This is a genomic window from Defluviitoga sp. (assembly GCF_035349255.1).
Lineage (GTDB): Bacteria > Thermotogota > Thermotogae > Petrotogales > Petrotogaceae > Defluviitoga.
In genome coordinates this window covers 19,307-33,469 of sequence record NZ_DAOPSE010000015.1, presented here as the reverse complement: position 1 = coordinate 33,469, position 14,163 = coordinate 19,307, and the positions used below count along the sequence as shown (strand labels likewise).

Sequence of the window (14,163 nt, the reverse complement as noted above, 5' to 3'; positions counted from 1 at the left end):
GTCGTCTCTACAAAGGTCAAAACCATGAGACGCCCATGTAGGTCGTCTCTACAAAAATTCATAAATGATTTTAACTACGATTAAAGGAGGTTTAATAGTGAAATCATATAGAAAAGAACTTTGGTTTAATACTGAAAAAAGAAGAGAGTTTATAAACATAACGCCTCTTGTAGAAGAATGTTTAAGAGAAAGTGGGATAAAGGATGGCTTACTGTTATGTAATGCTATGCATATTACTGCAAGTGTGTTTATTAACGATGATGAAAGAGGGTTACTGCAAGATTTTGAAAATTTTCTAGAAAAACTTGCTCCAGAAAAGCCGTATAGCCAATATAAGCATAATACCTTTGAGGATAATGCCGATGCTCACTTAAAAAGAACTATCATGGGAAGAGAGGTTGTAGTTGCTATTACTGATGGGAAATTAGATTTTGGCCCATGGGAACAAATCTTTTATGGGGAATTTGATGGAATGAGAAGGAAAAGGGTTTTGGTAAAGATCATAGGTGAGTAAAATTCAAAAATAGGAGGTTGATCTTATGGAAATTAGAGAAATTATCAAGCAAAGAAGAACTATCAGAAGGTTTAAACAAGATCCTATACCTGAAGAGGTTTTAAGAGATTTGGTTGATTGTGCAAGGTTAGCACCCAGTGCATCAAACATGCAACCTTTAGAGTATGTAGTAGTTACTGAGAAGGAAGTTTGTGAGAAGGTTTTTGAAAATTTATCATGGGCGGGATATATAGCTCCAAAAGGGACACCAAAAGAAGGAGAAAAGCCCACAGCATATATAGTTATATTGGTGAATAAATCACGTGCAACAAGGTGGATAGGTCACGATATTGGTGCAGCTTTTGAAAATATACTATTAGCTGCTTGGGGATTAGGTATAGGGAGTTGTGTTATTGCTTCAGTGAAAAGAGAAAATATTAGAGAGCTGTTAAATGTTCCTGAAGAATATGATATTGATTCAGTAATTGCCTTAGGTTATAAAGCGCATGAATCTTTTGTTGAAGATAACGATGAAACTGTTAAATATTATGTAGATGAAGAAGGCAATTATCATGTACCAAAAAGGCCTTTAGAAAAAATCATCCATTTTAATAGTTTCTAATTTTTATTTTAAAGGTATGATATAATTTATAATGATAAAAATAACGGTTTTTTAGCAAAAGAATAATCTGTTCTACAAAAGGAGGTGCGAGACATGGATGATGTTGTTGAAAAAGCTTTTGAAGTATATCAATTATGGCTTGAGAATGTTGATGATCCTGAATTAAAAGAAGAGCTCTTAAGTTTAAAGGGAAATGAAGAAGAAATAATAGATAGATTTTTTAAAGATTTAGAATTTGGTACCGGAGGTTTGAGGGGGAAAATAGGTGCTGGAAGCAACAGAATGAATATATATACAGTTGCTCGTACCACACAAGGTTATGCAAACTATCTAAAAAAACATAAAGATTTTCCAAGTGTTGTTATTGCGTATGATACTAGAAAATATTCCGATCTTTTTGCTAGAATAGCAGCAAGTGTTTTAGCCGCAAATAATATCTTTGTTTATATTTTTGATCAGGTTGCTCCCACTCCTCTCTTATCTTATGCTGTTAGAAAATTAAAAACTGACGGTGGTATTATAATAACAGCCAGTCACAACCCTCCGGAATATAATGGTTATAAGGTTTATACTTCTGATGGAACGCAAGCTGTTCCAAAGTATGCAAACGAAATAACAAATGAGATTGAAAAACTTGATTATTTTAAAGATGTTAATATAATCTCTTTTGAAGAAGGTGTAAAATCAGAAAAAATAATAATTCTTAATGATGAAATATTTAACGATTATTTAGATGAAATCGAAGGATATATTAGAAGTTTAAACCCAAACCTAGGTGTAAAACCTGTTATAGTTTATACACCGTTGTATGGGGCAGCTTTAAAGCTTGTATACGGAATTCTAACCAGATTAGGATTTGAAGTAAATCTTGTTGAGGAGCAATCAAAAATTGATCCCGAATTTTCAACGGTTAAGTCTCCTAATCCTGAAGAAAAGGAAGCATTTGAGTTAGCTTTGATAAAAGCAAAAGAAGTTGATGCGAATCTAGTTCTTGCTACAGATCCTGACGGTGATAGAATTGGTGTATATGAAAAATATAGGGATGAGTACGTAACTTTTACTGGAAATCAGGTTGGAGTAATGTTAACTCATTTTTTGTTGAAAAAATTTTATGATTATTCTTCTATAAAACCTGGAGACTACATCGTGAAAACTATAGTAACGACTGATATGGTGAAACCCATAGCTCAAGAATTTGGTGTAGAAGTAGAAGAAACCTTGACAGGATTTAAGTTTATTGGTGAAAAAATTGAAAAGAACAAAAAGAAAGGTAAAAAGTTTTTGTTTGGTTTTGAAGAAAGTTATGGATATTTAGCCAACGACCATGTTCGTGACAAAGATGCAGTTATTACCGCCGCACTTATTACAGTCATGTCTTCAGAAATGTTATCGAATAAAAAAACTCTCACAGAGTATTTGAAGGAACTGAAAGAAAAATATGGATTTTATGAAGAAAAACTTCTTTCTTTTACTTATGAAGGTTTTACTGGACTTCAGAAAATTAATAGAATAATGAGTAAGATGAGAAAGACACCTCCTGTAAAAATTGGAGAATACGAACTTAAAGAGACTTTAGATTATTTAAAAGGTGTAGAGGGATTTCCTAAATCAAATGTTGTTGAATTAAGATACGGGAAAGTGAAACTAATAGGAAGACCTTCTGGTACAGAACCAAAAATAAAATTTTATATCATGGTAAATGGTGAATCTGAAGAAGAAGCCAAGAGACTCATAAGTGAAGCGGAAAAGGCCGTATTTGAGATTGTAAACGTATAGTAGTTAAAAAAGTTAGGGGTGGTTGTTATGGAGTTTCATTATCTCTTATTTTCACAAGATGGAGATTTTGTGGAAGTGAAGGATGTTAGTTATCAAGAGCCTAATATTTTAGTTATCAATGATAATTCTATTAAAACTCTTAAGAACAATAATAAAAACAAAAAAACAGACTACGATTACATTGGGTATTTTTTGGTAGAAGAAGACAATAATGATCTCTCTGGAATTGTTAGGTATTTGAAGATTGGTTCTCGTGGGAAAGGACCGCTAAAAGCAATATATACCGATGATATTTCTGATATGGTAAGAGAGTTATATGGTGATTTTGTTGAAATAATATCAAAATTTATTGGATTAAGAAAAGTCATAGCCTCTTTTAATGATCTTATCGTTGAAAACAACATTTTAAATAGCTATGATTTTTGGCTAGAAAAAATAGTTATGGACGTCTCTTTTGATCAGCAAGATTTAATAGCTCAGCGAGTTACCAAATTCGTTAATTTGTATTTAATACGGATTTATGAAGGTTTATTTAGAAAAAACATCGATTTATTAAAAAAATATGAATCTCAAATCACTTATAAAATTCTTGAAACAGGAATTATGCAAAAAACACTTTGATTTTTTTAGGAGGAAAATTTGTGAGATGGGTTGCAGCAACGATCGCATACGACGGAACCAATTTTTTTGGTTATCAGAGTCAATGTGGAGTTAGAACAGTTCAGGATGAGTTGGAAAAATCTTTAGAAATAATCTTTAAGGAGAAGATACCAACTTATGGCTGCGGTAGAACAGATACTGGAGTACATGCCATTGGTCAAGTTGTTTCATTTTATGTACCAAATGATAATATGACCGAAAAAAATGTCAAAGATGCCTTAAACGCTATGCTTCCTGAAGATATTTATGTGAGAGAAATAAAACAAGTGGAAGCCAATTTTAATCCAAGAGCACAAGCTACTAAAAGAATATACTTTTATTTAATATACGTGGATAAAGAACCCGATATCTTTTTAAGAAACAGGGTATGGTGGGTGCCGTTTGCTTTGGATATAAAAAAGATGAGAGAAGCAGCAAGATATTTTGAAGGAGAACATGATTTTACAACTTTCAGAGCAGGCAACGACGAACGAAATCCTATAAGAACAGTTTATAGGGTAAGAATACTAAATTATAGGAAAAATTTCATTTGTATTAGAATTGAAGGGAAATCATTCCTAAGAAGAATGATCAGAAATATGGTTAGTGCATTAGTGAAGGTAGGGACAGGTACATGGGAACCAGAAAGAATAAAAATTATACTGGAGGCAAGGCAACGATCTTTAGCTCCAGGTTCCGCTCCTGCTCAAGGATTGTACTTTTATTCTGCGTTATTTTAGTAAGTTGTTTAACAATGGCGCTAACAAAGGTTGGGCTTATATATAATGGTCCAGCTACTTTTTTTGGCGATATTTTTTATATTGTATACAAGTATGCAGATGTATCTATTCCACCTGATCCTAACTACCCAATCTTGAAAATAGGGTATGAAGAAGGATTTTTTAATATAGAATATCTTGGACAAATAGCATCGACTTCTTTTGATAATATAGAGCGTGTCATTCAAAATCTCCTCAACGAATATCAAAAAAGTATTTTTGTTATTGCAGATAATTCTTTAATTATAACTTCTGAAGGTACCCAAACTAACGCTTTTTTACCATGGGATAAGAAAATAACGGTAGATCTTTTAGTAGATGATATTATTTACGCTCATGAGTTTACACCGCCATTAGGTGAATTCATAGTGACTGTTCCTACTAGGTGGATAGATTTAGAAATAACTGGTTCAAAGTCGGCTAAAATCAATGGGGTAGATGTTGAGTTGCCGGTAAAAATTACAGTTCCCCCATCAAAGATAGTTATAGAATATGGTTTTGAAAAAGTAGAATTAGATTTAACTAATTTTAATGAACGATTGTATACAGTATATCTTCAAAAGCAAGATCTATACAAAAGTGTTGGAACTAAGATAAAAAAAGTTTTTGAATTAGAAAGCGGCATTTATTTTTATGGCACTCCTCTTTCTATTTGGGTGCCAATAAAAGATGAGCCTGTAATAATAAAATCTAGATTTTATTGTGATTATGGGGATATGGAAGAAAAAAGTAAAACTTACTATATAGACGGAGAAATTGTTTTTGCTTATGAAAAGGACAAAACGGTTTATTTGATTTCAAGTTCTGGTCATTTTTTTACTTTAGGGAATAAAACGTTGAATAAAGATTTAGGAAGAGCACCTTTATCTATTGTCTTGACTTCAAATTATATTCAAGTTACAACTTTTGGTTTAAACAGCTACAAGATCGATTTCACAGGTGGCATATACAAAGAAGGAAATGTTTACAATATGTTTCTAGATTTGCCTGATTATTCTCCAAAAGAAATTTACAAAACAAAAAATTATGTAGTAGAAGTCAAAGATAATATAATAAGCATATACAACAATAAAGATTAATCGAAGCATTTGTTGAATGAAAGAGCTTATCCTGGAAAGCTTAACATGAAATCTTGGATTTTACCTGTAAATAAAAGTTCTCCATCTACTATAAACCCAATTTTTTCAGCAATATCTGAAAATAATCTGATGTTCCGGGTAGAAATAATAAGAGTTTTGTCCTTTTTTGTTTCGTAAAGAAATTCTTTGATATCGTTAAGTAAAAAGTCATCCAAGTGATCAAGAATTGAGTCAAAAATAAAAACTTGAGGGTTCCTAGCAATATTTAAGAAAATTATGAATGAAATTTTATCTCCTATTGTCCATTTATCAAAATGTTCGTATAATTTTAGAGTATTTATATCAGCAAAAATATGTGACAAATTAAGTCTTTCTAAGATAATAAACTGTTCTTTTGTGATGTCTGAAGCTTTTAAACCTAAAGCAAGATTTAAGATTTCGCTCAACGTTAAAAAGTTAATATTTTCTATAAATGTAGGTTCACAATAAGAAATCTGCGAACGAAGATATTGTCCTTCAAGATTTTCTATACTTTCGCCTTGAAATAAAATTGCCCCGCTATTTCTAATATTCCTGAAAAGCTCGTTATTAAGATCAACTATTGATCTTAATAACAGAGACTTCCCAGAGTTGCGGGGGCCATAGATTAAAAAAATTTCATTTTGTGCAATTTCTAGGTTTATGTTTTTCAATAGTTTTTTATTATTTATTTCTAGTGAAAAATTTTCAATTTTTATTACTGGAACTTTATCCATATTTCTACCTTTAATATGAATCCGTTTTTTTACTAAAATTATTTAACAGTAAATCCTCTTTTTTTAAGACTAATTCTTCCAAACTTTTATGATCATTTGCATTTTTAATAAGTCTAATAAAATCAATTTGCGAACAAAGTTTTAAATTAATTTCTTGATGAAGTTTCTTCTCTCTTTTGCCTCTCATTATTCCACCGCCTTATTCTGAAAAGAATAAAATTATGGTGGTACACAACCTCAATCTAAAATAATCATACACTTTTTTCTATACAAAAGTAGTAACTTACTTTACAATTCTTTATCGATTAGCTAGCAAATAAGCAAACATTATGAAAATATTCCTATTCTTCTTGCCTTACGGTCAAAGCCCTTTTATATTTCCACTTATCCGATCGGAAGCGTAAAAACACTATTAAAGAACGTGTATACTGATCTATAACCATAGCCATCCATGCTCCGACGAGTCCCCAACCAAGATTTCTTACGAAGATGTGAGATAATACAACTCGCACACCCCAAATACCAACAAGAGATGCAATTAAAGGAAATGTTGTATCTCCAGCTCCTCTTAAAGCACCTGACAATATTAATTGGGTAGATTGCCCCGGTTGTGCTAGAGCCATAATTTTTAATACGGTTCCTGCCATAGCTGCGACAACCAAATCATCTGTATATAACCTGGCGATTGGATGTGAAAATAATATAAAACCAAGACCAACACCGCACGCAACTATTAATCCGACTTTATGAATAATATTAGCGTATTGTTCAGCTTTTTTAGGATCATTGGCACCCAAACTTTGTCCTACTAGTGTTGTTGAAGCAACACCGAAAGCTTGACTAGGTGAAAAAGTTAATCCGTTGATATTTAAACCAATTTGGTGAGCTGCATACACAGAGGTACCTAATCCAGCAACAATTCTTCCAAAAAACATTAATCCACTTTGTATCACAAACTGTTCAACTGCAGATGGTATACCTATAGCAAAAATTCTTTTTATAATACTGGCGTCTAACCCTCTACTTTCTTTAACCTCGGAATATTTTAATGCTAACATACTTCTTTTAGAAAAATAAAGAACATAAAAAGCGGTGAGACAAGCAAGTAACCGGGACACTACTGTAGAAATAGCAGCACCCGCTACACCTAACTTTGGAAACCCTAGTTTACCATATATTAGTACATAGTTTCCAAATACGTTAAACAAGTTTGCTCCTAAATTGTAGAACATAGGGATTTTTGTTTCACCAGCACCCCTTAAAGCTGCAGTAATAACCATGTTTAGTACTAAGAATATCAAGCCAGCTCCAACGATCTGAAAATATTGAGTAGCAAGCGGGAAAGTGTCTTCTTGAGCTCCCATAAAAGTAATTACTGCAGGTGCAGCAATTACTCCCAATATACTAAAAATAATTCCTAGAATCAAGCCCATTTTCAATGACTGTCTAGTTACTTCTTGCGCGTCTCTTATATTATGGGATCCTATATTCCAAGCTACTAAAGCCGTAGTTCCAACATTTAGAGCAGCAAAAACTGCTATTAAAAGGTTGAAAGGTTGGTTAGTTAAACCTACAGCTGCTATAGCACTTGGTCCTACTCTTCCTACCATCATCATGTCTACCATTCCAAAAAGGGTAGACAAAACTAGTTCTACAAAAGCTGGACCTGCAATCCTTAAAGACTCCTTTAACAAAGGATTTGAAAGGGATAACTTTGTGGCTTTTTCTTCACTTTGTAACTTATCGTTCTTCAACTGATCTTCCTTCTCCTCTTCAAAATAGTTTAATTAATTAGGATCACTAATTATATTGTACTATATAAATAGTGACAAAAAATGGAAAAATATAAAAAATTTGTAAATTTAAAGTTTGAATTTGTGAACGTTTCATAAGTTCAGCAGGCAGATTGTATTTTTATTAATACAAGCAAAAATAACCTAAAAAATAAAAAAGGCGCTAAAATAGCGCCTTTCTTACTTTTCCTCGGTTAACTTTCTGGATTATTTTTTATTGGAATTGAAGAAATAAATGGTGGAGACGGCGGGAGTCGAACCCGCGTCCGAAGATAGGTGACCTCGGCTTCTCCGAGCGCAGTCCGCAATCAGATTTTGGGGATTGAGACTTTGCGGACAGAGTCTCAACTCCCTAGTGCCCTTTTGTTACTTTTTGAGTCCGAGCACTAGACTCAAAAAGTGAAGCCTTTTTCTGACGCCTCATTCCTCAAGAAAGGCTTCTTAAACTTGAGGAGAGACGAGCTGTGCGCTATACTAGGCAGCAGCTAAAGCTAATTCTGGTTGTTCGGCATTTCAAATTGTTCTGCTTTTTATCGAGGTTGCAGACCCTCGGCTCGCTTCCCGAAACCAACCTATCCCCGTCGAATCCGGAACGTCCCCATATGTCAGTCTACATTTGTATCCACCTATATTATACCACAAATTCGTATGAATTTCAATATTTATTTATGTGCCACTCTAGTTTTTGGTAGATATCGTTATCTTTATCTTTTAGGTATGTAACTAGATCAAAATCATTTGTGAGAATCTTAGTTAATGAATCCAATATCAGTACTTTAAGAGAGTTATCGCTAGTTTTATAATACTTTTCTAAAAGAATATCTATAGACTTTTTAGAGGGTAATTGAGTAACAGCCATTATACATATTTCTTCTACATCAATATCTTCACCATCTAGGTAAGTCTTAAGTAAGTCCAAGTATTTTTCATCCTGAGTTACTTTTAATAAATTTTCTAAAATAAGAGGAAATGCCCTTTCATCAGAAAATCTATTGAACATCGTTTCAAGATCTTCTTTTATTTCAGAACATCTATAATCAGAAAGTAACTCAGCAAGGTAAAGTAATACAACATCATCTTGTAGATTCATTCTAAACCGCTTTTTAAATTCTTTAAGAAGATAGTCTTTACCCTCAGGAGCAAGTATACTTAAAGCTTCCATTGCTAGTTCTCTCACTTCTGGATTTTCATCTTCAAGCAGTTCAATCAAGTTTGGTATTGCTTTAATACCTTTTTCTTCAATTATTTTTAAAATAACTTCATCACGACTATACAACACAGACACTTCCTCTCAATAGATGATACTTCCGTACATTTCTTTAATTTCTTTTTGTTTTTCATCTTGATTTAGTTTAATGATTTCTGAATTTATGTCATCTTCATTCACAGATTTTACAATTTTAAAATGTGTATCAGCTAAATTGGCTACCTGTGGCATATGTGTTATCACAATAATCTGTTTGTTCTTGGATAGCTCCTTGAGTTTTTCACCAACAACGTCTGCCATTCTTGGGCCTACACCAGAATCAATTTCATCGAATATCATCGTGTCAATTGTATGGTTAGTCCCTAAAACAACTTCTAAAGCTAATATAATTCTTGATAACTCACCACCTGATGCTATTTCTGAAAGTGGTAAAAAATCACTTTTTGGATTGGTCTTCAAAAGAAAACATATTCGATGAGCACTTTCCTTTTTTGGTTCCTTTAATTTTTCAATTCTAAAGTCTATCTCAGCGTTTCCCATATTGAGGTCTTCTAAATGATCTTCTATGCTTGTTTTTAAGTTAAAGAGAAAAGGTTTTGCTTTATCTACGATATTTTGACTTTCTTGCATAAGTTCTTGAGTTAGTTTATTTATCTTTGGTTCTAATTCATTAAAATCTTTTTTTAACTCTTCTAGTTCTGATTTTTCTTTTTTATATTTTTCAAGATTTTCTAGTACGTCTTCAAGAGTAGGACCATATTTTCTTTTTAACTCCATAATTCTGCTTAATCTGTCGGAAATAGTCTGTAATTCTTGTGGATCTAAATCTAAGTCATCTGCTTTTCTTTGCAAAATGTCGTAAAGTTCATCCAATTGTTCTTGTATACTTAAAGCCATATAATACTCGTCTTTGAATCCAAAGCCTAAGATTTTTGATAGATTAAATACTATAGTACCTATATCAATATCCATATTTTGGACTTCGTTGTCTTTTAGTATGTTTAACGACTCATATATTTTTTCTTTAATCTCTTCCTTATTGTTTAGAGTTTTAAAACGTTCAGAAAGTTCATCGTCTTCAAATGGTTTGGGATTAACTTCTTCGATTTCTTTTATCTGATAATCCAATAAGTCGATATTTCTAAACACTTCGTTTATATTTGAAGGTAAATTGTCATACCTTCTTTTCAGTCTTAGATATTCTTGATATTTAAGATCATATGTTACAAAATATTCAGGAAAATTTTCTCTCAAGATTTTGAAAAACAAAGCGTTTTGGTAGTTCTCATCTCTTAACGCAATATTCGATTCCTGAGAATGCAATTCTATAAGAAACTTGGAAATTTCCTGAACAACATCTTTTGGGACTATAGTATCGTTGATTCTAAAAAGTGTTCTTTTTGGGGTAAAATTTACAGAAAATATTAATTCGTTTTCTTGAATAGGTGCGTATTCTTGTACAATATCTTTTATTTGATCATTTACTATGAAATAAATAGACACAGATCCTTCGGTAGTTTTTAGATTTTGGGGTACATTTCCTGTTAAAAAAATATTTATAGAATTCAAAAACATCGATTTACCAGTTCCAGATTCTCCTGTTATAACGTTAAACGAATCGCTAAAATCAATGTTTGCCTTTTTAAATAAGCCAAAGTTATTCATTGATAAAGATACTAGCATGTCATCCACCGACCTCAAAAGTTAGCCAATTTTTTGTCATTTCTACTATGATTATACCATATTTATCTTCTATCCTTCAGGTATTTAAGTATGAGTTTTTTCGCATCTAATTCGAAATCTGATTCTTTTATTTTAGGTGTTTTATTTTTTAAACCTTCTTCAATTACCTCTAAGTAACCTTCGGCAGTTTTTCGCCATGTATACTTTTGTAGTACCCTATTTTTGACCTTTTTAGAGTATAGTTCATAATGTTGTAGAGCTTCTATAAGGCCTCTTTCAATATCTTGGATACTAAAAGGATCTACCAACACGCCAGAACCATCAGAAAATATTTCACTTGGACCTCCATTTTTTGTAGCAACTATGGCAAGTCCGCATGCTCCTGCTTCTATGGGGGCTAAACCAAAAGGTTCATAAAAGGCTGTAATTGCAAATATGGATTTGAATTGTGCGAAGTATTTGTAAGCTGAAGCAAGGGCTTTCTGAGATCTAAAATCAAAAAAATAAACTTTATCTTCAATTTTTGCTTCTTTAATTTCTTGAATTATTGGCTTTAATATCTTTTGTTCCTTATCGTTTAGCTTATGTATATCTTCAAATGGATTAGAAATACCTCGCAAGAAAATCCCTAAATTGGCGATTTCTTGGAGTTTTTTTGAGTTTGCATAAGCCTTGACGACACCGATATGATTTTTCTTTTCATCTAATCTACTTGACAATATTATAAAAGGTTTGGTGATCCCACCTGTCTTTTCTATGATATGTTTTATTGTATCCTCGTCTATATCATTTAGATTTTCATTAAATATCTCCGTATTGACTCCAGGTGGCACAACTTTAAATTTATGATCGTCATTTACGTTTGAGACATCTATATAAAGCGGGTGAGAATATTGCTCAAACCTTTCCATATTTGTAGAAACGATGATTTTGTAAGCATATTTCATAGCTAATCTTTCTGCCATTATTCTTTTTGAAAAGCTATATTCCTCGTCATATTTTTCAAAGTTGTCCAAAGTAACTCCCATTTTATCCATTTTCTGAGCACCTAAAGAATGTCCAGTGAACGAAAAATCGATATCTAGTTTTGATTTTAACAGAACACCTGAAAATCCACCATCAGCATAGTGAGTTGTTACAAAGTCTATATTTTCCCCATTATAGAAAGTTATAATATTGTCAACATATTCACTCAGAAAAGGCCAGAGAAGCTCCTTATTTAGAAATTTATCTCCGCCAAAAGGAATTCTTATAATTCGTGGATTTTTGGTATCATCAAAGTAATCAATGGGACTGGAGAATTCAGGCCAATTCTCATCGATTATTTGACGAGTAACAATATCAACAGATAAATTCATCTTAGCTAATTCTCTTGAAACTTCTTTTACATAAACGAGCTGGCCTCCAAAATCAGGGTGCTCGGTTAAATGTGAGTCATGTTTATCAAAGTTGCCTTGTGGATTAAGAAATAATACTTTCATTCAGATTTTCCTACCTTTATCTACTTTTTGATATTTTAATAGAATAGCATCATTATTTAAATTTATTACATTATTTAGTTTGAATCTGTGTACTCCTTGAACATATGAAAATAAAGACAAATCTCCTTCAATAATTACAGGTTCAATAGTTAAATATATTTCATCTATTAAATTTTTTTCTAAAAAAAGAGCATTGATTGTTGGGCCACCAATTAAAGCAATTTTTTCATATCCTTCTTTTTCTAATCGATTTAACAGAGATTCGGGTTTTTCATCTGTAAAGTATAATGAACCCTCGTAAGCTTTTTCGAGTTTTTGATATTTTTCGGGATCTCCTGTGAGTACGATATTCATTCGATTTTTTAATGGCTTGCCTATTTCATCAAAAGTTTTTCTACCCATTATTACAATACCTATTTCTTTTGTGATTTTTGAAAAGTTCTCTTTATCTTCCTGTGAAGACCAACTTTGATTTTTGTCGTTTATTAATCTAACCTTACCATTTATGCTTTGAACCATTATAAGTATAACTTTCATTTTTTCGCCTTCCTTACTTCTTTAATTAATATTATATTTTTGTATTAACTCTCTATAGTTGCTTATTTTCGAAATAGCTCCAACGTATTTTAACTTTTCAGCCGAGAAAGCACTTCCTAACCTCGAAGCATTAAATATATCAAATCCTTTTATTAAACCTATGTACAACCCAGACCAAAAAGCATCACCTGCTCCGGTTGTATCTACTACTTTAGTAGCAAGGGAATCTAAATGCATCATTTTTGTTCCGTCAGAAACGATAGCTCCTCTTTCTCCCAAAGTTAATACAACATATTTAACACCTAGATTATGAAAGATATTTATATATTCTTCTTCTTTTTTTGCGCTAGAAAAAAGATGATAACAATCGTCTAATGAGGGTTTTACTATATCTACATAAGGGAGTATTATTTTAATGACGTCTTCTACTTCTAAAGAAGTTTCCCACAAAACTTTTCTGTAATTAGGATCAAAACCAGTTAAAATGTGGGAGTTTTGCGCCGTTTTTAATAAATTCAAAGCGTTTTTTAAGTTAAAATCTGAAGAAATTGCCCACGATGACAAGTGAAAAACCTGTGTGTTTTTAATCATATCAACATAAATATTAGGCAATTCTAAATTTAAGGAAGCTGATCTATATGCAAAAAATTCTGGAGAAAATTTCGACTTTAAAACGTACACTACATCAGTTTTGAAAAGATCATCTTGGATTACTGTACTTGTATCTACTTCATATTCTTTTAATTTTGATATTATATAATCTCCAAAAGGATCTTTACCTACTTTGGAAATAATGGTGGAATTAAAACCTTGCCTTGCTATATTGACTGCAATATTACTAGGGGAACCTCCTAAAAATTTATTGAATGAAGTAGCCAGTTTTAAGCTATTTACATAGTCGGTAGAAATGAAATCGATCAAAACCTCACCAAATGAAATAAAATTGTACATAAACTACCCCCTTAGTTTACATTTAATATTTGCTATATAGTTGTCTTTGTATTTGAAAGGAGAAAGAAACGTATTCTGACAAAGTATATTGAAAGTCAAGAACGGATGTTGCTCTGTACATCCTATAAATTCAGGAAATTCATCATTACTTAAAGAGATTTCTAAAATATATTATAACAAATCTTTACAGTTTTAAGAAAAGATGAGTTTTTTTAGGATAATCAAATTTATTTATTAATAAAGGTCAATAAATAATCACAAATGTCAATAACCTTATTTTTTATTTTCGGTTAATAATCTTATAATAATAAATGAAAGGAAAATGTTTCCTCTGCGCTTAAATCTTATTTAAAAGGTATTTTTTGCCA

At 31.8% G+C, this 14,163-nt stretch carries 14 protein-coding genes and 1 other RNA gene; 6 read left to right on the top strand and 9 right to left on the bottom strand.

All coding sequences use genetic code 11. The annotated features are described in order from the left end of the window. Positions 1-97 precede the first annotated feature (97 nt). From PKN74_RS05260 to PKN74_RS05235, 6 genes are all read left to right on the top strand, one after another. Entirely contained in the window at positions 98-514 is a 417-nt protein-coding gene (locus tag PKN74_RS05260) for a secondary thiamine-phosphate synthase enzyme YjbQ (protein WP_472309323.1), read from the top strand. Between the two features lie 25 nt (positions 515-539). Beyond that, positions 540-1,115 carry a nitroreductase family protein gene (locus PKN74_RS05255; RefSeq protein ID WP_472309321.1) on the top strand — a complete coding sequence of 192 codons (576 nt, stop codon included), beginning with the start codon at positions 540-542 and terminating at the stop codon, positions 1,113-1,115. Between the two features lie 93 nt (positions 1,116-1,208). After that, a complete protein-coding gene (locus PKN74_RS05250) occupies positions 1,209-2,891 on the top strand; it encodes a phospho-sugar mutase (RefSeq protein ID WP_472309319.1) in 1,683 nt (560 codons plus the stop codon). Between the two features lie 27 nt (positions 2,892-2,918). Next, positions 2,919-3,512, top strand: coding sequence for a hypothetical protein (locus tag PKN74_RS05245; RefSeq protein WP_472309317.1), 594 nt, complete (start codon positions 2,919-2,921; stop codon positions 3,510-3,512). A 20-nt stretch (positions 3,513-3,532) separates the two neighbouring features. Continuing rightward, positions 3,533-4,270, top strand: a complete 738-nt coding sequence (gene truA, locus PKN74_RS05240) for a tRNA pseudouridine(38-40) synthase TruA (RefSeq protein WP_472309315.1) — start codon at positions 3,533-3,535, stop codon at positions 4,268-4,270. Between the two features lie 14 nt (positions 4,271-4,284). Further along, entirely contained in the window at positions 4,285-5,388 is a 1,104-nt protein-coding gene (locus PKN74_RS05235) for a hypothetical protein (RefSeq protein WP_472309313.1), read from the top strand. A gap of 26 nt (positions 5,389-5,414) precedes the next feature. On the opposite strand, the gene PKN74_RS05230 is transcribed toward PKN74_RS05235, so the two are convergent. The 9 genes from PKN74_RS05230 to PKN74_RS05190 all read right to left on the bottom strand — a co-directional run bounded on the left by PKN74_RS05230 (position 5,415) and on the right by PKN74_RS05190 (position 13,795). Continuing rightward, positions 5,415-6,143, bottom strand: a complete 729-nt coding sequence (locus PKN74_RS05230; protein ID WP_472309311.1) for an ATP-binding cassette domain-containing protein — start codon at positions 6,141-6,143, stop codon at positions 5,415-5,417. Positions 6,144-6,153: 10 nt separating this feature from the next. After that, the gene (locus PKN74_RS05225; RefSeq protein ID WP_472309309.1) at positions 6,154-6,330 is read right to left on the bottom strand and encodes a hypothetical protein; all 177 of its coding nucleotides are present in this window, start codon (positions 6,328-6,330) and stop codon (positions 6,154-6,156) included. 154 nt (positions 6,331-6,484) lie between these two features. Further along, positions 6,485-7,897: an MATE family efflux transporter gene (locus tag PKN74_RS05220; protein ID WP_472309307.1), complete on the bottom strand. Its 1,413-nt coding sequence runs from the start codon at positions 7,895-7,897 to the stop codon at positions 6,485-6,487. Positions 7,898-8,172: 275 nt separating this feature from the next. Continuing rightward, positions 8,173-8,536: a transfer-messenger RNA gene (ssrA, locus tag PKN74_RS05215) on the bottom strand. A gap of 55 nt (positions 8,537-8,591) precedes the next feature. Further along, entirely contained in the window at positions 8,592-9,215 is a 624-nt protein-coding gene (locus tag PKN74_RS05210; protein WP_472309305.1) for a HEAT repeat domain-containing protein, read from the bottom strand. A 12-nt stretch (positions 9,216-9,227) separates the two neighbouring features. Continuing rightward, entirely contained in the window at positions 9,228-10,826 is a 1,599-nt protein-coding gene (locus PKN74_RS05205) for a DNA repair protein RecN (protein WP_472309303.1), read from the bottom strand. A gap of 62 nt (positions 10,827-10,888) precedes the next feature. After that, positions 10,889-12,307 carry a glycosyltransferase gene (locus tag PKN74_RS05200; protein ID WP_472309301.1) on the bottom strand — a complete coding sequence of 473 codons (1,419 nt, stop codon included), beginning with the start codon at positions 12,305-12,307 and terminating at the stop codon, positions 10,889-10,891. Continuing rightward, complete coding sequence (locus tag PKN74_RS05195; RefSeq protein ID WP_472309299.1) at positions 12,308-12,844, bottom strand: dihydrofolate reductase family protein; 537 nt, start codon at positions 12,842-12,844, stop codon at positions 12,308-12,310. It abuts the gene before it with no gap. Between the two features lie 21 nt (positions 12,845-12,865). Next, entirely contained in the window at positions 12,866-13,795 is a 930-nt protein-coding gene (locus PKN74_RS05190; protein ID WP_472309297.1) for a carbohydrate kinase family protein, read from the bottom strand. Positions 13,796-14,163 lie beyond the last annotated feature (368 nt).